Origin of the sequence: Salinicola halophilus (assembly GCF_003206155.1) — a bacterium.
GTDB classification, from domain to species: Bacteria; Pseudomonadota; Gammaproteobacteria; order Pseudomonadales; family Halomonadaceae; genus Salinicola; species Salinicola halophilus.
Genome location: NZ_PZJV01000001.1, coordinates 20,156 through 40,992, shown reverse-complemented (window position 1 = coordinate 40,992; position 20,837 = coordinate 20,156). Strand labels below are relative to the sequence as shown.

The window sequence follows — 20,837 nt, the reverse complement described above, 5'->3', positions numbered from 1 at the left end:
TCAGCCAGGGGCGGATAGCGTTGGATGAGGGCATTCATTCGCCACAACGAGTGCCCCATGACACCCACCCTGATCAGCCAAGACGCCATCCGCACCGCCTTCTCCGAGGCGATGTCGACGATGTATCGCCAGGAAGTCCCGCAGTACGCCACGCTCCTCGAGCTCGTCGCCGATATCAATCGACGTACGCTCGCCGCCGACCCCGAACTCGCCGAGCGTCTCGCCGCCGGCTCGGAGACGGAGCGACTCGACGTCGAGCGCCACGGGGCGATCCGCGTGGGCACCGCCGAGGAGCTCGCCACGCTCAAGCGCGTCTTCGCGCTGATGGGAATGTTCCCGGTCGGCTACTACGATCTCTCCCAGGCCGGCGTGCCGGTCCACTCCACGGCGTTTCGCCCGGTCGACGATGCCGCACTCGCCCGCAATCCGTTTCGCGTCTTCACTTCGCTGCTGCGTCTCGAGCTGATCGACGATGACGATCTGCGCCGGCAGGCGGCATCGATCCTCGCCCAGCGGGATATCTTCACGCCCCAGGCGCGAGAGCTGATCGCCCTCGGCGAGCGTCAGGGCGGCTTCGATCGCGAGCAGGCCGACCGTTTCGTCAGCGAGGTGCTGGAAACCTTCCGCTGGCACCAGGACGCCACCGTCGATCACGACACCTACCAGGCACTCCACGACGCTCACCGGCTGATCGCCGATGTGGTCTGCTTTCGCGGCCCGCACATCAATCACCTCACCCCGCGCACCCTGGACATCGACGCCGCCCAGGCCGCCATGCCCGACTACGGCATCGCGCCGAAGGCGGTGATCGAAGGGCCGCCGCCGCGGCGCTGCCCGATCCTGCTGCGCCAGACCAGCTTCAAGGCGCTGGAGGAGTCGGTGCGCTTCGCCGGGCGTGACGAGGGTCACCACACCGCTCGCTTCGGCGAAATCGAACAGCGCGGCGTCGCTCTCACCCCCGAAGGCCGCGAGCGCTACGACGCGCTGCTCGCCCGCGCCCGCGAACTGCCCACGGCACCGGATAACGCCACCCACCAGCATCAGCTCGGCGAGGTCTTCGCCTCGCTGCCGGACGACTACGAAACGCTGCGCCGCGAGGGCCTTGCCTACTTCCGCTACGCCGTCACCGAGACCGGGCGCGAGCGGCTGGCCGCCGGCGAAACACGCCCCGAGACGATCGACTCGTTGATCGATCAGGGCTGGCTCGCAGCCACACCGATCACCTACGAGGATTTTCTGCCGGTGAGCGCGGCCGGGATCTTCCAGTCGAATCTGGGGGACGCGCAGCACCAGGCCTACGCCAACGCATCCAATCGCGGCGCGTTCGAGCTGGCGCTGGGCCGCCCGGTGCTCGACGAATTCGTGCTCTACGCTGGCCTCGAGACGGATTCACTGACCCGCGTGCGCCAGCAGCTCGGCATTTGATCCCGCCGCGATAGCGATGGCCGATTGCGACAGCCGATCGCGAGGCGTGTCGCAATCGGAATCACCGGTGTCGCCCGCGCCCCTCGACGCGGGCCCTAACTTCGTAGACTGGCAGGCCAACGTCCCGTTCGAGGAGTGCCTGCATGTCCGCACCAAGCGACAACAACAACAATCCCGACTCGCCTGAACCGGGCACCCCGCCCAGCGTCGACCTGGCGACACTGCGCAAGGTGATTGCAGCGTCGGCGATCGGCAATTTCGTCGAGTGGTTCGATTTCGCGGTCTACGGTTTTCTGGCGGTGATCATCGCCGAGCATTTCTTCCCCCAGGGCGACCCGGCACTGGCCCTGCTGCAGACCTTCGCCGTCTTCGCGGTGGCGTTCGCCCTGCGCCCGCTGGGCGGCATCTTCTTCGGCATGCTCGGCGACAAGATCGGCCGCAAGCGCGTGCTCTCGATGACGGTGCTGCTGATGGCGGGCGCGACGACGCTCATTGGCGTGCTGCCTACCTATCAGAGCGTGGGTTTGCTGGCGCCGGTCGCGCTGGCGCTGGCCCGCTGCATCCAGGGCTTCTCCGCCGGCGGCGAGTATGCCGGCGCCTGCGCCTTCGTGATGGAGCACGCCCCGCGGGATCGCAAGGCGCGCTACGGCAGTTTCGTGCCGGTCTCGACCTTCGTCGCCTTCGCTTCGGCAGCGGCACTGGCCTACGCGGTCAGCGCGATTCTCTCCGAAGAGGCGCTGGCGAGCTGGGGCTGGCGTATCCCGTTTCTGGTCGCCGCGCCGCTGGGGCTGGTGGGTCTCTACATGCGCTTGAACCTGGACGAGTCGCCGGCGTTCCAGGCGCTCAAGCAGCGCCAGGCAGTGCCGCACTCGCCGCTGGGCGAGACGCTTCGCACCCATGGTCGAACCATCCTGTATCTGGGGGCGTTCATCTCGGCGACGGCACTGTCGTTCTACATGTTCACCACCTACTTCACGACCTACATGCAGGTGGTGGGCGGCGCCACCCAGACCACGGCGCTGTTGGCGAGCCTGGGGGCGCTGGTCTTCGCGGGACTGCTGTGTCCGCTGGTGGGTCGCTATGCCGATCGCGTCGGTCGTCGGCGCACCATTCTGACTGCCGGCGCCTGCCTCATCGTGGCCGTCTTTCCGGCCTACACCCTCGCCGGCAGCGGCGAATGGCTGCCGTCGATGCTGGGCGCGGCGCTGATGGCGGTGGGTGCGGTGATCTGCAACGTGGTCACGGCGGTGCTGCTCTCCGAACAGTTCCCGACCCGGGTGCGCTATACGAGCTCTGCGCTCTGCTACAACGTGGCCTACACGATCTTCGGCGGCACCGCGCCGCTGGTGGCGACGTGGCTGATCGCCAGTACCGGTCACGACCTCGCCCCGGCACTCTATCTGATCGCGATCACGCTGCTGGCGATGTGGGGCGGGATGAAACTGCCGGAGACCGCCGGACGCTCGCTGGACGCCGAGGAGACCGAATGGGCTCACGCGCCCCGTCGAGCGGCGCAGCCGGCGGTCTCCTGATTCGCGATCTCACCTGAAGCCAGGAGCCGTCGGCCAACGCGGCCCCGGGCCTGGCGCGACGACGCCGGCGAATCGCTTCGCCGGCGTTGTCGTTTCCAGGCGCCGAATGAACAGCGCCGGCAGTACGGTATGTCTCCTACACCTCTGGCGCGGCCTGCGGTCGCGGGGCGCCGGAGTCGCGGCGGAAGTAGCGGTGGCCGCATTCATGGCAGGCATCGAGCCGGCCGACGCGATCGAATACCACGGCGTTGGCGCAGTGGACGCAGCTCATGCGTCCGGGTAGCGCCACCTCGCCGGCGACGTAGTCGGCGCGGGCGGCTTCCAGATCGTCCTCGAAGCGCTCGCGGTCGATCGTGGTGCGATCGGCGATCGACAGCAGCGCTTCGCTCACGCGGCGCGAGACGAAGCCCAGGTCGATCCCCAGCCAGGCCGCAACGCCTTCGCCGCCGCGGGCCAGGAACTGGCGAAAATCGCGCATGTCGCGCTCGACCCAGGCCCGAAGGAGTGCGGCTTCGTCCTTGGTGTACTCCTCGAACTCCGACTCGAACGCCACCGCCTCGTCCAGCTCCTGCTGGAAGCTCTCCCAGGAGAGCTCGCCGGCGCCGTCTCGCAGCCGCGTCAGCACCCGCTCGTAGGATTCGCTCAAGCGCGAGCGCGTCTCGGGCTCTGATTGATGTTCGTCCATGAATTCCCCCTGGTTCGTTGCCATTTGGCTCGCACGGCGGACCGGCGGGCCCCTACCTGCCACTGCGGGTCTGGGGTATGCTTGTGGGCCGAAAAATGACCGCCGACCCCGCAGTCGTCACCGCTTCGAGTATAGCCATTCGCGGGGACTCTGGCGCCTCTCACACGCTGAACGCAAGGTGTTTGACCGAACCGATGGACGCACAGTACAACCCCCACGCGATCGAATCCGCCGCTCAGCAGTACTGGGATACCCACGAGAGCTTCCGGGCCGTGGAGGACGCCTCGCGAGAGAAGTTCTACTGCCTGTCGATGTTCCCCTACCCCAGCGGCAAGCTGCACATGGGCCATGTGCGCAACTACACCATCGGCGACGTGGTGACGCGTTTCCAGCGCATGCAGGGCAAGAACGTGCTGCAGCCGATGGGCTGGGACGCCTTCGGCATGCCGGCCGAGAACGCCGCGATCAAGAATCGCGTCGCGCCCGACAAGTGGACCCGCGACAACATCGACTACATGCGTGGCCAGCTCCAATCGCTCGGCTTCGCCTACGACTGGAGTCGCGAGTTCGCCACCTGCGACGTCGACTACTACCGCTGGGAGCAGTGGTTCTTCGCCAAGCTCGTCGAGAAGGGCGTGGTCTACAAGAAGATGTCGACGGTCAACTGGGACCCGGTCGATCAGACCGTGCTCGCCAATGAGCAGGTGATCGACGGTCGCGGCTGGCGCTCCGGCGCCCGCGTCGAGCGCAAAGAGATCCCGCTGTGGTTCTTGAAGATCACCGACTACGCCGAAGAGCTGCTCGCCGATCTCGACAAGGTCGAGTGGCCCGAGCAGGTCAAGACGATGCAGCGCAACTGGATCGGCAAGTCGCGCGGCGTGGAACTGAGTTTCGACGTTCAGGGAGAGGACGCCGAGAGCGATGACGCGCGTCTCGACGTCTACACCACCCGCCCGGATACGCTCTATGGCGTCACCTACGTCGCCGTCGCCGCCGGCCACCCGCTCGCCAAGCGTGCCGCCGAGTCCGATGCCGAACTCGCCGAATTCCTGAAGGCGTGCCAGCAGGGCGGCAACTCCGAAGCGGAACTGGCGACCATGGAGAAGCGCGGCCGCGACACCGGTTTTCGCGCGGTCCACCCCCTCACCGGTCAGGCAGTACCGATCTATGTAGCCAACTTCGTGCTGATGGAGTACGGCACTGGCGCGGTCATGGCGGTACCCGCTCACGATCAGCGCGACTGGGAGTTCGCGACAAAGTACGGCCTTACGATTCAACCGGTCATCAGTGACGCCGACGGCAACGTCCCCGACCTGAGCGCCGGGGCGTATACCGAGCACGGCCACCTGATCAACTCCGGCGACTTCGACGGCCTCACCTTCGAGGGCGCCTTCGACGCCATCGCCGCCGAACTCGAGGTCAAGGGTCGCGGCCAGATCAAGACCAACTTCCGCCTGCGTGACTGGGGCGTGGCGCGCCAGCGCTACTGGGGCGCACCGATTCCGGTCAAGTACGGCCCCGAAGGCGAGACCGTCGCCCTCACCGACGACGAGCTACCGGTCGCCCTGCCCCAGGAGGTCGAGGTCGACGCGTCCGGCTCGCCGCTCAAGAAGATGCCCGAGTTCTTTGATCTCGGCGACGGCTGGGTCCGCGAGACCGACACCTTCGATACCTTCATGGAGTCCTCCTGGTACTACGCGCGCTTCTGCTGCGCGGACAACATGGATGCGATGCTCGACGAGCGCGCCGATTACTGGCTGCCGGTGGATCTCTACATCGGCGGTATCGAACACGCCATCCTGCACCTTCTGTACGCCCGCTTCTTCCACAAGCTGATGCGCGACGAGGGGCTGGTCGGCAGCGACGAGCCGTTCCAGCGCCTGCTGACCCAGGGCATGGTGATCGCCGAGACCTTCTATCGCGACGAAGCGAACGGCGGCAAGGAGTGGTTCAATCCGGCGGACGTCACCGTCGAGCGCGACGACAAGGGACGCCCGACCAGCGCCAAGCTCGCCGCCGACGGCGAGCCCGTGGTGATGGGTGGCATCGAGAAGATGTCGAAGTCGAAGAACAACGGCGTCGATCCGCAGTCGATGATCGATCGCTTCGGTGCCGACACCGTGCGCCTGTTCATGATGTTCGCCGCACCCCCGGAGCAGTCGCTCGAGTGGTCGGATGCCGGTGTCGAGGGCGCGCATCGCTTTCTCAAGCGGCTGTGGCGTCTCGTCGCCGAGCACGTCGATGCCGGTACGCCGGGCCCGCTGGACGTCTCGGCACTCGACGACGCCCAGACCGATCTGCGCCGCAAGACGCATCAGACCATCGCCAAGGCCGGCGACGACATCGGCCGACGCACCACTTTCAATACTGCGATTGCCGCGGTAATGGAGCTCGCCAACGCCCTGGGCCGTTTCGACGACACTTCGCCGACGGGGCTCGCCGTGGCGCGGGAAGCGGTCGAGGCCTGCGTGCTGCTGCTCGCGCCGATCACCCCGCACGCCTGTCACGCGCTGTGGCACTCGCTCGGTTACGAAACCCCGGTGATCGATGCCGAATGGCCTCGGGTCGACGAGCGCGCGCTGGCCCAGGAAACGCTGGAGCTAGCGGTACAGGTCAACGGTAAGCTGCGGGCGCGACTCGAGGTGGCAGCGGATGCCGACAAGGCCGCGATCGAAGCGCAGGCAATGGCGGCAGAGAACGTCCAGCGCCACGTCGAGGGCAAGACCGTACGCAAAGTGATCGTGGTACCGGGTAAACTGGTCAACATCGTCGCCAACTGACGTCGGCGGTCGGGCGCGTCCGGCTTCGTCGACGTTCGAATGCCAGGGCGGCCCGCAGGATTCGAGATCGACTCACGGCGCCGGTTGCGGGCGCCGTTTTCTGACAAGGAGCTTTTCATGATCCGTCGTCCCGTTCTCATCGGTCTGATGACGATTGCGCTCACGACGCTGGCTGGCTGCGGCTTTCAGCTGCGCGGTCTCAACCAGCCGGTGCTCGGCCTTGATGAGGTGGCACTGAGCGCCAACGTGTCGCCGTTCAGCGAGACCGTGCGCCGCGCCATCGAGCGTACCGATACCCAGATCGTCGACACCGCCGATCTTCGTATCAACTTGGGTGACGAGCGTATCAGCGAGAACCGTCTCACCCGCGCGGATTCCGGCAGCCGCGAGATCGAGCTGGTGCTCACCGCGCCCTATTCGGTTCAGCGCACCTCGGACGGCGCCTACCTGCTCAACCAGGAGCAGCTGGATGTCTCCACCACCACGCTGATCTCGACCGACGACATCTACTCCCGCCAGGAACTGCGCGACGAAGCGGTCGAGCGCCTGCGTCGGGATGCCGCCGAGCAGCTGATCGCGAGACTCGCCGCCCTCGAGACGCCATGAAGGTCTTTCCCGACAAGCTGGAAGCGTCGCTGGCCAAGCGCCTGCCGCCGGTGGTCATCGTCTCCGGCGACGAGCCGCTGATTCACATGGAGGCCTGCGATACCGTGCGCCGGGTCGCCCGCGAACGCGGCATCGAGGAGCGCGAAGTGCTCCACGTCGAGTCGGGGTTCCAGTGGACTCAGCTGCTCGAGTCGGCGGCGAGCCTGTCGCTGTTCGCGTCGCAGAAGCTGATCGAAGTCCGTCTCGGCGGTCAGTCGCCGGGGCAGGACGGTGGCAAGGCGCTGGAGGCCTACGCCGAGCAGGCAAGCGGGAGCGACAACGTGCTGCTGCTGTCGAGCCAGCGTCTCGATCGCAAGGCGCAGTCGAGCAAATGGTTCAAGGCGCTGGACAAGCTCGGGCTCTTCGTCCCCGTATGGCCGGTGGATCACCAGCGGCTGGTCTACTGGATGCGCGACCGGGCCAATCTCCACGGTCTCAATCTCGACTGGGAGGCCGCGCGGCTGCTCGGCGAACGCACCGAGGGCAACCTGCTCGCGGCGGACCAGGAGCTGAAGAAACTAGCGCTGCTGCTGCCCCCCAACGCGCGCCTCGACGTGGACGCCATCGCCAGCGGCGTGGAGAGCAGCGCCCGCTACGACGTCTTCGCCCTCACCGATGCCTGTTTGCGCGGCGAGCGCGAGCGCGTGGTGCGCATCGTCACCGGGCTCAAGCAGGAAGGCGTCGAAGCGCCGGTGGTGCTGTGGGCGCTGACGCGAGAGCTGCGCATCCTGCTGTCGATCTTTCAGCATCTCGATCAGGGGCAGAGTCTCGAGCACGCCTGCAAGGCGCAGCGGCCGATGATCCCCGAGAAGCGTCGCCCGGGCTATAAGCAGGCGCTCAACCGGCTGCCCCAGCGCCGCCTGCACAAGCTTCTGATGTTCGCCCAGCGAATCGATCTCGCGGTGAAGGGCGCCGTCGCCCTGCCACTGTGGGACGCACTCGGCGATCTGGCGCTGACGCTCGCCGGCGGTCGTGGGCTGCTCGCCGAGATGGCGTACGCCTACCGCACCACCTGAACCGATCCGCCAAGTGCGGCCGTCGCCCCCGCCGACCGGTAACCGCCGGCGGGCTGGCCAGGTCGGCCGCCACCACTCATCGCCTTTGATCGTTGTCCGCATGCCCCGTCATCGTACTGCCCCCGACACGCCGTCACGCTCCTACCCCGCCACGCTGCCGCTCGTGCTTGCCATGACCATGGCGCTCGGTCCGCTGGCGATCGACGCCTACCTCCCCGCCTTTCCTCAGATGGCCCGGGAGCTCGGCGTCGGTGTCAGCGAGGTCTCGCGCAGTCTGTCGATCTACATCTTCGCGCTGGCGCTGGGCCAGCTCGTCGGCGGGCCGCTGTCGGATCAGTGGGGGCGAAGTCGGCTGATGATCGCGGGCCTTGCGATCTTCGCGCTGGCGTCACTCGCCATCACGCAGGTGACGTCGCTGCCGGCGCTACTCGCCCTGCGCGCCGTGCAGGCTTTCGGCAGCGGCTGGGTGATGGTGCTGATTCCCGCGCTGGTCAGGGATCGCGTACACGGACAGGAGGCCGCCAAACTCTTCAGTATGATCGGGTTGATCATGGTGGTCGCGCCCGGCGTCGCCCCCAGCCTGGGCACGGCGCTGCTCGCGCTGAGCGGATGGCACGGTATCTTCGCCTTCCTCGCCGTCTATGCGCTCTGCCTGATACCGCTGCAGGCGCGGGTCGTGCTGCGCGCCTCGGCCATCGGCGGGCAAGCCGGCGCCGCGCGACCCGCGGCCGACGGCGAGTCGACACTGCTGACGCGCTATCGCGCCGTGCTGACGACACGTCCGGCGCTGGCCCATCTGGCGCTACAGGCGTTCGCCTTCTCGGTGATGATGCTCTTCATCACCCACGCTTCTTTCATCTATCAGAGCCACTTCGGTCGCTCGGAGAGCAGCTTTTCACTGCTCTTCGGCGCCAACATCGTGATGATGCTGGTGGTGAACCTGACCAACCGGGCGCTGCTCAATCGTTTCGCTTCGCGACAGATTCTCGTCGCCTGCCTCTGTCTGCAGTTCACCGGCGTGCTGCTGCTCTGTCTGGCGACCGCGCTCGACGTCTCGATCTGGCTGTTCCTGCCGGCGATGATGCTGACCATCGGCGCTCAGGGCGGCATCGTACCCAACAACCAGGCCTGCTACATGGAGTTCTTCTCGCGTCACGGCGGCACCGCCGCGTCGCTGCTGGGCGCGACACAGTTCGGTATCGCCGGGGGGCTGAGCGCGCTCTCCACGCTGCTGCCGGAGACGCTGGGCTACGTCATCGCCGCGATGTTCGCCTGCTCCCTGACCTGCATCGCCGTGGTCATCCTCGCGCTACGCCCCGGGCGACGATCCGAATAGGCCACCGTCAAAGTCGCGGCGGATCACACCTCCCTGACGCAAGAAGGCCCCAGCCCGAAACGCTTCGGGGTGGGGCCTTGGATTGGCCGGGCGCGAGCAGCGCCCCGTCGGTGTCGCCACGCGATCTCGGCGACTGGATGATGCGCTTACGCGATCTCGGCGACCGGGTGATACTCGACGCCCGCGAGAGACACGTCGTCGCTCATCACCGGCGCCTCGTCGACCGGCGCGAGCGCCGACGCCTCCAGTGACAGACTCTGCATCCGCGCCACGCTCGAGGAGGCGCTGCTGCCGGCCACCTCGGTGAGCGTGAACTCGGAGACGTTCATCGAGCCGCCGTTGAAGGTCAACCGAAGGGTCTGCTCGCCGGCCGCGAGATCGAGCTCGATGCCGTCGTTGGCGCGGTAGGTGTTCCAGTCGCCGCTATTGATCACCGGCTGCGCCTCGGCGCTTTCGTAGACCTCACCGTCGCGCTCGACGCTCGCCGTCACGCTGCGATCGCTGAACCGGGTCGCCGCGGAGAAGGAGAGTGCGTAGGTACCCGCCTCCGCGACATCGAGGGTGTACTCGACCCATTCCCCATTCTCGATGTAGCCGATCGCGTCGCCGTTGCCGCGGATGTCCACCCCCTCGCCGCGGAAGTCGGTACCGAGCTGCACTTCGCTGGAGTCGTGATAGGCCACCTCGGCGCCACCCGCGTCGTAGAGCGCCGCCGCCAGCGTGAACTCGCCATCCACCGTCCACGGCGTACCGCTCTCGTTGAAGGCCGTCTGTACCGCCGGCGTCAGGCTGAACGACTCGAGGTTCTGCGCGCCGCCGTTGAAGGTCACGCGGAGCACCTGCTCACCGGCTTCGAGCAGCACCCCCTGTTTCTCGGTCGGCAGGAAGGTGCTCCACCCGCCCGAGAAGCCGACGGCAACGGTGGCGTGCTCGTAGACACCGGCGCCGCTGTCGAACGAGGCGGTGATGGTGCGCGCCGCGCCGCTCTGGCTGCCGAGCGCGGAGAGGAACGTCAGGTCGTAGACCCCCGCCTCTTCAACGTCGATGGTGTACTCGACCCACTCGCCGTTTTCGACCCAGCCGATGGCATCCCCGTCGCCGCGGATGTCAACGCCGGTATCACGGAAGTCGCTGCCGAGCTGCGCTTCGCTGCTGTCACGGTAGGTGAGGTACGGCGCGCCTTCGTCGAAGCGCGCCGCTTCCACCGTCAGGCCGTCGTGATCCAGGGACCAGGGCGTTTGATCGTCGGTGAACGGGACCCGCTTGGCGGGCTGAATTCCCTCGATCAGGTAGACGTTGTCGTTGTAGTCGTAGTTGATCCCTGTGTAGTCCTGCGCTACGAAGTAGGTGTTGGGAATGGCGTCGCCGTTCTTGTCCAGTGCCTGGAAGGTGCGCACGGTATAGCCACGCTCCACGCCGTCGAACGCCGCCGGCGGCGTCCCGCCGCCCTTCGGATTGAGCGACGGGTCGGTGGAGAGATTGGCGATGGAGATACCGAAGACGTCGTCACCCAGCCAGGCATCCGGCACCTGGTTGCGCCCGAACGTGGCGCTGGCGTATTCACCGTTGGCCACCTTGGGCAGAAACGACTGACTGTAGAGGCTGTCGTGGTTGGCCATCGGATTGGCCTGGGACTTGCTGCCCGGCGCGTGGATCGCCACCAGCGCCCCGCTATCGCCGTGCAGCGCCGCCAGCTGGGTTACCTTGGCCGTAGTCGCGCCGTCGGCGATCTGCCAGTAGCGCGACAGCACCTCGTTGGGATCGGCGGCCTGATAGAGATCGAAGTTCTGCAGTACCGACTGGCCGCCGCCGTCGAGCGTCGACAGCCCTTCGATATGGTTACCGAAGCCGAACACCCGCCAGATCTCGTTGAGGTTGGGTTCCCACCCGCCCTCGTCCCGCGCCTGCCAGAAGCCAGCCAGCTGAATGTCGGTGACCGGCTGATCGGCATCGTTGGAGGTCACGGTCATCGTGCCTTCGAAGACGCCGTCGGCGGCATTGCTCGTCGGCGGCGTGTACGCGGCGCGATTGAACAGCACCTCCACCTCGATCGAACTGCCCGGCGCGAGCACGAGATCGTCCAGCGCGTCGGGATCGGCCAGCCGGAAAGGTCCGTCGATGGCGACATCGCTGACGGTGAGATCACCCGTGCCGTTGTTGGCGATCACCACCGACCCGCTGTCCTTGTACTCCCGCGGCGTGTTCGCGACGTCGTTGTCCTCGAGGTAGTTGAACACCACGCGGTCGGGGAAATAGGTCGGGTCGGTGCTGGTGACCGCGATCGCGCCCTCCGACGAGCCCGCCAGCGGCGCGTTGCCGATCTGCAGGTAGTCGATATCCGGCCCGACGCCTCGCGGCGCGGTCAACGTGAGGGTGTTGTCGCCGGCGCCGAGCGCGACCTGGAAGGTCTGGGTCACCCAGTCTCCCGGTGTCTGGCTGAGCGCGGGGAAGTTGACCGCCGGCTGGGTCACGCCGTTGACGGTGAGGCCCATTGGCCGGTCCGCCTTGCCCGCGGTGAGCGAGTAGCCGATGGTCACCTCGTGGACGCCGCTGGCCGCCGTCTCCACGTCCCAGGTGATCGACTGATTGGTGTTGCCGACGAAATCGACGAAGCCGTTGCCCGAGGCGTCGCGGTCGACGTCCGTCTCGGGGATGACGATGGCCCCGCCGGCAAGCGTCGCGGCCTCCGCTTCGAAGCGATTGTCGACGGCCGGCGGCACGGGCTCGGCGCTCTCGGTGACCAGCACTTCGAGCTGGTCGATATTGGGGCCGGCGTTGATCGCCTGGAAACGCACGCTGTTGGCGCCGCTGATCAGCTCGGCCGGAATGTCCAGCGTCTGCCAGGTGTTCCAGGCCGCATTGCCGGAGACGCCGGTGGGCGGCGCGAAACCGAAGGTGCCCACGCTCTCGCCGTTGACGAAGACCTCGAGCGGCCGGTCGGTGGGCGCGCCGTTGGCGTAGCGAACCCGCAGCACCGACTCGCCGACCTGATTGGCCCCCACGTCGAAGTTGAAGGTGATGAAGTCCGCACTGGTGTTGCCGAAGTCCGCATAGCCGCCGACGACGCCGTCGGAGTAGTCGGTGTTGCCATCCAGGCCGAAGGCGCCGGGACGCACGCCGTAGGGCGGGTTGGTGGCGGAGGGCTCGGGGTTGTCGCCGTCGCGGATGCTGATCTGGGCACCGCTGCCCGCGGCGATGACCGCCTGGGTCTCGTCTTCGGCCTGAATGGTGATCAGCGACACGAGTTCGCCACTGCCATCGCCGGGCTGTACGACGTCGCCGGGAACAGGATCGAGCCGCACGATCTGGCTCTGGCCGTTACTGCGGTTGAGTGTCATCAGATACAGCTGCCCCGTGAGCGGATTTTCGATGATGTCCAGAGGATCGACGTAGCTGATGATCTGGCCGTTGGTGTCGCGAAGCACGGTGTCTTCGGCGACGTTGCCGTCGGCGTCGAGGGTGACCCAGCGGATGTCGTTGCCGCCGGAGTATTCGACGAACAGCAGACTACCCTTGAGCGTGGCACCGAAGATGTTGCTGGCGTACTCGATCGCGCCGTTGGGCGAGCGGTTCTCGCCCAGCGAGTAGGCGTCGTCCGCGTCGTAGCCGGGGTCCGGATTCTGCCCTTCCGGATATTCGTCGACCTCGTTGGGATCGTCACCCGCCGTGGGGTTGGCGCCATTGAGAATGTACTGATCGTGCAGCGGGTTGGGATGACCGTAGTAACCGCCTCGCTCGACCTTGAACAGATAGTCGTCCTGCTTGCCGACGTTGATCAGGCCTTCGTTCTGCGGCGTGCGCGGATCGTCCGGGGTACTGCCGCCGGCGGCGGAGCCATTGGTCGGCAGGTAGAGCGACCCGTTGGAGTGCCACACCAGGTCGTAGGCATTGCGGATACCGGTGGCGAAGATCTTGAGCACGGCGTCGTCGGCAAACGGGTCGTAGTAGTCGATCAGTACATTGCCGTCGGCGTCCTGCATCGACGCCGTGCCGTTCTGGGCGAAGACCAGATACTGCCCGCCGCCCATGTCGATGGGGCCGTTCTTGAGGTCGTTGTCATCATCCTCGTAACGTCCGTTGGAACCATCCGCCGGCAGCGGCTCGGTCGAGACATCGAAGCCCCCGGGAGGCGCCTGCCGGTAGGGATCGATCTCGAGCACACTGGCATTGAGCAGACGCTCCGGCCGATTGCCCCAGGCGCTGTCGTCCTGACCCATGGCGGTGTTCGCGCCCTGGGAGAGGTAGAGCAGATACGGCGGTACGTCCGGGTTGCTGACGGCGTCATAGGCGTCGTTGGCCTGGAACACCACGCTGTTGGTGACGTGGTCGCCGTTGGAACGCGGCAGACCGACGATGTAGGGCTCGGCGCTCGCCGAGAACGTCGCATCGCTCTCGTTGATGGTCACCTTGCTGACGCGGCCGCTGAAGTCCGGTACGCCATTGTCGCGTCCGGTCAGCGGGATCGGGTCGTTGTCGGTGACCCACAGCACGTTGGGATCGGTGGGATCGAAGGTCAGTCCGACGATGCCCCGCGGTCCGGACTCCCCCTGAAAGTAGTCGAGCTCTAGCGTCTGGCCGTTGACCAGATCTCCGTTCGCCGGGTCGATGTCGAAGCGCTTGATCTCCCCGTTCATGGTGGAGACGTAGACCTTGCTGTTGTCCGGCGACATCGTGGTCGAGGTGAACAGATAGGCGCCGTCCGCCGCGCCGTCGAGCTCGAGATGGGTCGAGAAGCCGACCTCGCTGTCCACCGCCGGCGGCTGGGCGCCGGTGACGAAGGTCGAGGAGAACTTCTGGAATTCTCGCGTCGGCGCGTCCGGGTCGGTATTGCTGCCCCGGTCCTGGAAGCCATCGATCACCAGGGTGTAGCTGGTGAAGGCTTCGAGCCCGCCCTTGGGCGAGATGGTGAGCGAGTCGAAACCGCCGGTGGTGTTGATGTTGAAGCCCACCTCTCGACCGCTGACGGTTTCGAACAGGCGCACGGAGCCGTCGTTGAGACTTTCGAGCAGCGCCCCGCCTCGCCCCTCCACCACCGACAATCCGATGAAGAAGTCCGATGTCGGGTCGATCCCCACCGGGAGACTGCCGTCCTGCGGTTGGAGGTCGAACGCGATCTCGTTCTGACCGACGCCAGCCACCGCCCGCGGCGAGATGAACTGGGCGTAGTCCAGCGGCGCGGCACGATCGTCGTTCGGCGTGAGATCGGGCAGCGGTTGGATCTCGAGGTACTGAATCTCGGTGTTGTCGCTGTTGACACCGATGGCGTCCAGCGTGAGTCGTCCGTCGACGACCTGAACCACGCGCGTGACCAGCGACGAGCGATAGCCGTCGCTGTCATCCATGGGCTCGCCATCCGCCGGAAAGTTGGCCGGCCGCTGCGAGGCGAACGGCGTGTTGAACGCTTCGCCCTCGGCATTGATCACGTTGACGCTGTCATAGGCACCGCCGCTGTCGCCGATGGAGATCGTCACCTCGTAATAGCCATCCTCGAGTTCGATCTCCCAGCCCGCCTTGTCGGCGTAGCCGGGCTTGTCGAAACCGGCGTAGGTCGCCTGACGCGGATCGATGCCGGCGAGCGTGTCGCTGCGATCCCCCAGCGCGTCGGGGTCGTGCCCGACGATCGCCATCGGCGTGGTGCCGTTGGCGGTGCCGTCGGCGATGGAGGCCTCCGTCACCCAGCCGAAGGCGTGAGCCACCCCGCCGATCGTCAGCGACTGCTGGCCGAAAGCGAGTCCGGTATCGGCAACGTAGCCCTCCGGCGTGGTCGCCGAGGCCGGTTGAAAGTTGATGCGAATCGGCGAGCGGTCACCGGGTTCGATCACCTCGTCCGGCAGCGTGTTGAGCGAGATGCGATCGATGTTGGGGCCGCCGTTGGAGACATTGGCCAGACGCACGGTATTGACGCCCGCCTCGAGATCGACCTCGTAGGTCTTCTCGCTCCAGTTTTCCCAGCCGGCCGCGCCGGTACCGGTAGAGCCGAAGCCGATGACACCCTGCAGTTCGCCATCGACGGAGAGCGTCATCTGCCGCGTGCCCGGTGCGCCGCTGGCGTAGCGGACCGTGAGCAGGTAGGTGCCGGCTTCATTGACGGAGACCTCGAAGCCGGCGGCGTCGCCGGCCTGCCCGCCCATGTCGAGGTAGCCCGTGCCGGTGAAGTCACCCCATAGTCCGTCGCTGCCGGCGGCCGGGTTGGACTCGCGGTTGAACGCGTCGCGCACCACGGTGTCGGGCGCCGAGTTGCCGTCGTCCGGGGTCAATGCCTCGCCCTGGATCTCGAACACCAGCGAGGAGTCCACCGGCAATGCGCTTTCATAGTCGAAGACGATCTGATCGATGTTCGGCCCGTTGGGCATGCCGCCTTCGCCTGCCGTCGGCAGTGTGATCTTGACGTCGGTACCGCCGTAGCGAAGCGGCAGTGACACCGTCACCTCGCTCCACTGATTCCAGCCGCCGGTAGGCGGAAAGGAGAGCAGCGTGGTCGCCCCCTCGCCGCTGCCGACGAGCATCGGACGATCGCCGGTGCCGCCGTTGGCGTAGCGAATGGTCGCCGTGTAGATCCCCGAGGCGCTCGGGTCGGCGTGAAAGACGATCGCATCGCCGGCATCCGAGCCGATATCGATATAACTGCCGTTGATCGCCCCGGCGCGGACATTACCGGCCGCGTCGGGGTGATCGGCATCGACCACGCGGGTCAGCGCGGGGTCGTCACTGGCACCGAAATCCAGGATGGTGACGCGTTCGGTGTTCTCCGCCTGAATCACGAAGCTCGCCGGCAGCGCGCCGAGTTCGACCGGCGAAAGCGACAGGCTGTCGATGTTGGGTCCGTCGGCCATCAGGTTCTCGAGCCGAATGCGCTGGGTGCCCGCGTCCAGCGTCAGCGACAGCGTGGCGTGCTCCCATGTCTGCCATCCGGCATTGCCGCTACCGGTATTGGCGAAATCGAGCGTGCCCTGCACGCCCTGGTCGACGCGTACCGCCATCGGCCGACCCAGACCGCTCGGACCGCTGCTGGCATAGCGCACGTCGAGCAGGTAGGTGCCGGCAGATTCCACCGTGACATCGAAGTAGCTGGCATCCCCCAGCTGTCGTCCCATGTCCAGATAGCCGTCACCGCTGTGGCCGTTCCAGAGCCCGTCGGCGCCGGCCCCGGGATTGCTCTCCGGATTCGCGGCGCTGCGGATGGCGGTATCGGGCAGCGAGCCACCGTCGTCGATGCCGATCGACGTGCCCTGAAGCCCGAAGACGCCGCCCCGCCACCCTTCAGCGGGTACGACCTCGAGTCCCTGGACCTGTCTCCCCGAGGCGAGCGCGTTGCCGTCGGCGTCGAAGGGGGTCAGCGTCAGCCCCGCGGCACCCGTGGCGAGATCCGCCAGCGAGAACCAGAACGGTACGGCATCACTCGTCTGGGTAGTGGCATTGCCCGCGGCATCGACGAGGCCGAGCGTGACGCTTGTCACCGTCGTCGCATCGAAACCTGCGCTGCTTTGCGGCGAGACCGCGAGCCGATAGACGTCGTCTAGCCGGTCCCGGGTCAAGGCATCCCCGGGCTCCAGCGTTTCGACGATCGCACCGGTTTGGACGTCGACAATGGCAAGCGTGAACATGGATTCGGCCCTTGAGCGAAATGGGAGTGAGAACAGGCGCAGCCTTCATGACGGCGCCGCTCGTTCGGGGGTCAAGCAACCGCCTGGCGACAGCGGTTGGGGGTCGTCGCGGCATCCCTTCGTCGCCCGCTGGCAAGAAAGACGCCGACGTGTTTTGACTAAAGTCTGGTTGGACGGAAACTAGCGTTTCCCGGTATTGCCGGAAAGTTGAAACTTCTACGACCGGAATACGAATTTTAGGAATTTCTACTTTTCAACGAAGCGCCACTTTAACCAATTCTTCCAAAATTTCATTGCATTAAAAACGGTTTCGCTCAGAAAGCCGCTGCCGATCGATTACATTGCGTTTCAAGAAAATCGACACCGCGACGTTATCGGCAAAACGTGACTCATTTTTATTTATTAGCTTTCTCATACACGCTAAAACAACCACGCCCATTTTATTCGTCAGGCCAAATGAAAGAAGCTGACCGGATCGGCGAATTACCTACATAAAAACTTGATATTGATAACTTTATTAAAACCATTCATCGAATCGCCGACACTTTCTGCGCGGCAAGCATCGTCTCGAACCGGCTTGCAAATTTCTTCACAATCCCTGCATTCTTGCCGCCACGATTACCGCGGGAAGTGTCGCTTCTTTGCGTTCGCCCAATGCCAGGTCGCCAAAATGAAAGAGAGTCAGCCGGAACTTCGAAAAGCGTTGACCGACTGTCGACGCTCGTTTCTTTTCATCCTGCTTTTCAGTTTCTTCATCAACCTATTGATGCTGGCGCCCTCGATCTACATGCTTCAGGTCTACGATCGCGTCATCACCACGCAAAGTACCGAAACGCTGCTCATGCTGACGCTCGTGGTGGTCTATCTATTTGCCATCATGGGGTGCCTCGACGGTGTGCGATCCCGGATGCTGGTGCGCATCAGCAATCGGCTCGACAACCAGCTCAGCTCGCGGCTGTATCAAGCGACCTTTCGCAAGGCGCTCGCCGCACCGGGCACCACCTCGGCCCAGCCGCTCAATGACCTCACCGCGCTGCGCCAATTCATCGGCGGTAACGCGCTGTTCGCCTTCTTCGACGCGCCGTGGATTCCGATCTACATCGCCATCCTCACGCTCTTTCATCCGCTGTTCGGACTGTTCGCCGCCGGCGCCGGTCTGATACTGCTGACGGTGGCCTGGCTCAACGAGAAGAGCACCCAGGGACTGCTCGATCAGGCCAACCGCGAGCACGTGCAGTCCCAGGAGCTTGCCACCAGCAACCTGCGCAACGCCGAGGTGATCCAGGCGATGGGCATGCTGCCGGCGCTGGGCGAACGCTGGGAACAGCGCCATCAGGAGTATCTCTCCCATCAGTCACGCGCGAGCGATCGCGCCGGCGCGCTGAGCAATCTATCGAAGACGCTGCGTATCCTCTTCCAGTCGTTGATCCTGGGACTCGGCGCCTACCTGGTGATTCAGGGAAGCCTCACCGGCGGCATGATGATCGCCGGCTCGATCCTTATGGGCCGAGCGCTGGCGCCGATCGATCAGATGATCGGTAGCTGGAAGGGCTTCATCGGGGCGCGAACCGCCTACACGCGGCTCGATGCCCTGCTCGCCGCGACTCCGTCCGACACCGCGCGAATGCCGCTGCCGCCCCCCGCCGGCAACGTGACGTTCGAGTCGGTCGTCGCCGCGCCGCCCGGCGTGCGCCTGCCGACCCTGCACGACATCGCCTTCGTCTGCCCCGCCGGCGAACACGTCGCCGTCGTCGGTCCCAGCGCGGCGGGCAAGTCGACGCTGGCGCGGGTGCTGCTGGGTATCTGGCCCCTGCAGCACGGCACCGTGCGTCTTGGCGGCACCGATGTCGCCCAGTGGCCTCGCGAGCGCCTCGGCCCGCACGTCGGCTACCTGCCCCAGGACATCGAGCTCTTCGACGGGACGATCGCCGAGAACATCGCCCGTTTCGGGTCGATCGAGCCCGGCGAAGTGTTGAAGGCCGCGCAGAAGGCCGGCGTGCACGACATGATCCTGCAGCAGCCCTCGGGCTATGACACGCCCATCAAAGGCAGCGGCGGCGTGCTCTCCGGTGGCCAGCGCCAGCGCCTGGGCCTCGCCCGCGCACTCTACGGCTCACCCGCGCTCGTCGTGCTCGACGAACCCGATGCCAACCTCGATGCCAGCGGCGAGCGCGCGCTGATCGACTGCCTGCGCCAGCTGAAGCACGAAGGCACCACCGTCTTCGTGATCAGCCATACGCCGATGATCCTCGAGCACGTCGATCGCGTGCTGACGCTCAAGGAGGGCCGCCTCGCGGCTTTCGCCCCCGCCGAACGCGGCGACGTCCAGCGTGCCGTGGCGCAGGCCGTGGCCGGTGCACCATCGGTGCGGCTACGGGCCCGAGGCGGCCGTGACGACGCTCGCCCCCGCTCCACCGCGCCACAGGAGGGAGAATCCCGATGAGTCTCGCGTCACGCCTGCCACCCGTGCTCGCCTCGAGCGCTGCCGTGCCGAATGCGATGCCGATCCAATCCTCGACGCCCCGGGTCCCCACCAGCGATCGCGCGGCGCGGCGCTTCGGCATCGTCGTGCTCACCGCGGCGCTCGGCGGCTTCGCGCTCTGGTCGGTGACCGCCAATCTTGCGGTCGCGGTGGTCGCGCCGGGTGCGGTAATGGTCGAAACCTCCACCAAGACCGTGCAGCACTTCGAGGGCGGCATCATCAAGGAGATCCTGGTCGCCGACGGTGACCAGGTCGAAGCGGGTCAGGCGCTGATCGTGCTCGACGATACCCAGCCGCTGGCGAAGCTCTCCATCGCCCGCGCCGAGTACCGCATGGCCCTGGCCAGCGAAGTGCGTTTGATCGCCGAACAGAGCGACAGCGATACGCTGACGATGCCGCAGGTGCTGCTCGACGACACCTCCCCGCGGGTCCAGGCGGTGGTCGATGTCCAGCGCCGTCTGTTCGACATCCGGCGTCAGTCGCTCATCGATGCGCTCGCCTCGCTGGACGAGAAGGCCAGCCAGATGCGTCAGCAGATCAGCGGGCTCGAATCGCTGCAGGCAGTCAACCGCTCGCGCATCGACTCGCTCAGTCAGGAGGCCGCGGACTATCGCACGCTGTTCAAGGAGGGGCTGGGCGACAACCAGCGCCTGCGCGAGCTCGAGCGTCAGGTACTCCAGTATCGCGGCGAGAACGCCCAGCACACCGCCGAGATCGGTCAGCTCGGCTCGCAGATCAGCGAGAACGGCCTGCAGAAGGAGCTGCACCGCCAGGAGTACCACCAGCAGGTCGGCGAAGCGCTCCGGGACGCTCAGGCGCAGGTCACCGACGCCGAGGAGCGCGTGACCGCGCTGGAGGATCAGGTTGGACGCACCACCATCACCGCCCCGGTCGCCGGTACGGTGGTCGGCACCCAGGTCCACACCCGTGGTGCCGTGGTGCAGTCCGGCCAGACGGTCATGGAGATCGTGCCGGCCAACGAGGCGTTCATCGTCGAGGCGCGGGTGCCGGATCGTGACATCGACAACGTGCGGGTCGGCCAGCCCGCCGAGATTCGCTTCAGCGCCTTCAATCAGCGGCTCTCCAACGTCATCGCCGGTGAGGTGGTCCACGTCTCGGCGGACAGTTTCGAGGACGAAGCGACCCGCACGCACTACTACAAGGCCCGCGTACGCGTGACCGATGCGGGGCAGGCAAAGATGACCCGCTCGATGGAGCTGCTCGCGGGAATGCCGGCGGAAGTCATGCTGCGCACCGGCGAGCGCACCTTCGCCAGCTACATGCTCAAGCCGTTCAGCGACATGCTGGCCCGCGCGATGCGCGAAGAGTGAT

The 20,837-nt window shown here is 66.1% G+C and carries 10 protein-coding genes; 8 read left to right on the top strand and 2 right to left on the bottom strand.

Annotation, left to right across the window (positions count from 1 at the left end; genetic code table 11):
* Positions 1-57 precede the first annotated feature (57 nt).
* Together hglS and DOM33_RS00135 are read left to right on the top strand one after the other, a co-directional pair.
* Complete coding sequence (gene hglS, locus DOM33_RS00140; RefSeq protein WP_110664714.1) at positions 58-1,425, top strand: 2-oxoadipate dioxygenase/decarboxylase HglS; 1,368 nt, start codon at positions 58-60, stop codon at positions 1,423-1,425.
* Positions 1,426-1,568: 143 nt separating this feature from the next.
* On the top strand, positions 1,569-2,957 hold the full coding sequence (locus tag DOM33_RS00135) for an MFS transporter (RefSeq protein WP_110664712.1): 1,389 nt from the start codon (positions 1,569-1,571) through the stop codon (positions 2,955-2,957).
* Between the two features lie 136 nt (positions 2,958-3,093).
* Here the strand turns inward: DOM33_RS00135 and DOM33_RS00130 are convergent, their stop codons facing one another.
* On the bottom strand, positions 3,094-3,642 hold the full coding sequence (locus DOM33_RS00130) for a zinc ribbon-containing protein (protein WP_110664710.1): 549 nt from the start codon (positions 3,640-3,642) through the stop codon (positions 3,094-3,096).
* 194 nt (positions 3,643-3,836) lie between these two features.
* On the opposite strand from DOM33_RS00130, the gene leuS reads away from it, so the two are divergent.
* From leuS to DOM33_RS00110, 4 genes are all read left to right on the top strand, one after another.
* Positions 3,837-6,422: a leucine--tRNA ligase gene (leuS, locus tag DOM33_RS00125; protein ID WP_110664708.1), complete on the top strand. Its 2,586-nt coding sequence runs from the start codon at positions 3,837-3,839 to the stop codon at positions 6,420-6,422.
* Positions 6,423-6,539: 117 nt separating this feature from the next.
* The gene (locus tag DOM33_RS00120; RefSeq protein WP_162617844.1) at positions 6,540-7,028 is read left to right on the top strand and encodes an LPS-assembly lipoprotein LptE; all 489 of its coding nucleotides are present in this window, start codon (positions 6,540-6,542) and stop codon (positions 7,026-7,028) included.
* Positions 7,025-8,083, top strand: a complete 1,059-nt coding sequence (gene holA, locus DOM33_RS00115; RefSeq protein WP_110664704.1) for a DNA polymerase III subunit delta — start codon at positions 7,025-7,027, stop codon at positions 8,081-8,083. Before DOM33_RS00120 ends, holA begins: the two co-directional genes overlap by 4 nt.
* Before the next feature lie 100 nt (positions 8,084-8,183).
* Entirely contained in the window at positions 8,184-9,419 is a 1,236-nt protein-coding gene (locus tag DOM33_RS00110) for a multidrug effflux MFS transporter (protein WP_204352581.1), read from the top strand.
* Between the two features lie 146 nt (positions 9,420-9,565).
* On the opposite strand, the gene DOM33_RS00105 is transcribed toward DOM33_RS00110, so the two are convergent.
* Positions 9,566-17,023 (bottom strand): carbohydrate-binding protein, encoded by a 7,458-nt coding sequence (locus tag DOM33_RS00105; protein WP_110664702.1) that lies wholly within the window; start codon positions 17,021-17,023, stop codon positions 9,566-9,568.
* A gap of 670 nt (positions 17,024-17,693) precedes the next feature.
* Between DOM33_RS00105 and DOM33_RS00100 the strand changes: the two genes are divergently transcribed.
* Complete coding sequence (locus tag DOM33_RS00100) at positions 17,694-19,466, top strand: type I secretion system permease/ATPase (RefSeq protein ID WP_110664700.1); 1,773 nt, start codon at positions 17,694-17,696, stop codon at positions 19,464-19,466.
* The gene (locus DOM33_RS00095) at positions 19,463-20,836 is read left to right on the top strand and encodes an HlyD family type I secretion periplasmic adaptor subunit (RefSeq protein WP_239495207.1); all 1,374 of its coding nucleotides are present in this window, start codon (positions 19,463-19,465) and stop codon (positions 20,834-20,836) included. The genes DOM33_RS00100 and DOM33_RS00095 overlap by 4 nt, the downstream gene beginning before the upstream one ends.
* The last annotated feature ends 1 nt before the right edge of the window (position 20,837 follow it).

Coding starts and splice junctions, on each gene's coding strand:
- leuS (WP_110664708.1), top strand. CDS start 3,837: ATGGACGCACAGTACAACCCCCACGCGATCGAATCCGCCGCTCAGCAG.
- DOM33_RS00095 (WP_239495207.1), top strand. CDS start 19,463: ATGAGTCTCGCGTCACGCCTGCCACCCGTGCTCGCCTCGAGCGCTGCC.
- DOM33_RS00135 (WP_110664712.1), top strand. CDS start 1,569: ATGTCCGCACCAAGCGACAACAACAACAATCCCGACTCGCCTGAACCG.
- DOM33_RS00100 (WP_110664700.1), top strand. CDS start 17,694: ATGAAAGAGAGTCAGCCGGAACTTCGAAAAGCGTTGACCGACTGTCGA.
- DOM33_RS00110 (WP_204352581.1), top strand. CDS start 8,184: ATGCCCCGTCATCGTACTGCCCCCGACACGCCGTCACGCTCCTACCCC.
- holA (WP_110664704.1), top strand. CDS start 7,025: ATGAAGGTCTTTCCCGACAAGCTGGAAGCGTCGCTGGCCAAGCGCCTG.
- DOM33_RS00130 (WP_110664710.1), bottom strand. CDS start 3,642: ATGGACGAACATCAATCAGAGCCCGAGACGCGCTCGCGCTTGAGCGAA.
- hglS (WP_110664714.1), top strand. CDS start 58: ATGACACCCACCCTGATCAGCCAAGACGCCATCCGCACCGCCTTCTCC.
- DOM33_RS00105 (WP_110664702.1), bottom strand. CDS start 17,023: ATGTTCACGCTTGCCATTGTCGACGTCCAAACCGGTGCGATCGTCGAA.
- DOM33_RS00120 (WP_162617844.1), top strand. CDS start 6,540: ATGATCCGTCGTCCCGTTCTCATCGGTCTGATGACGATTGCGCTCACG.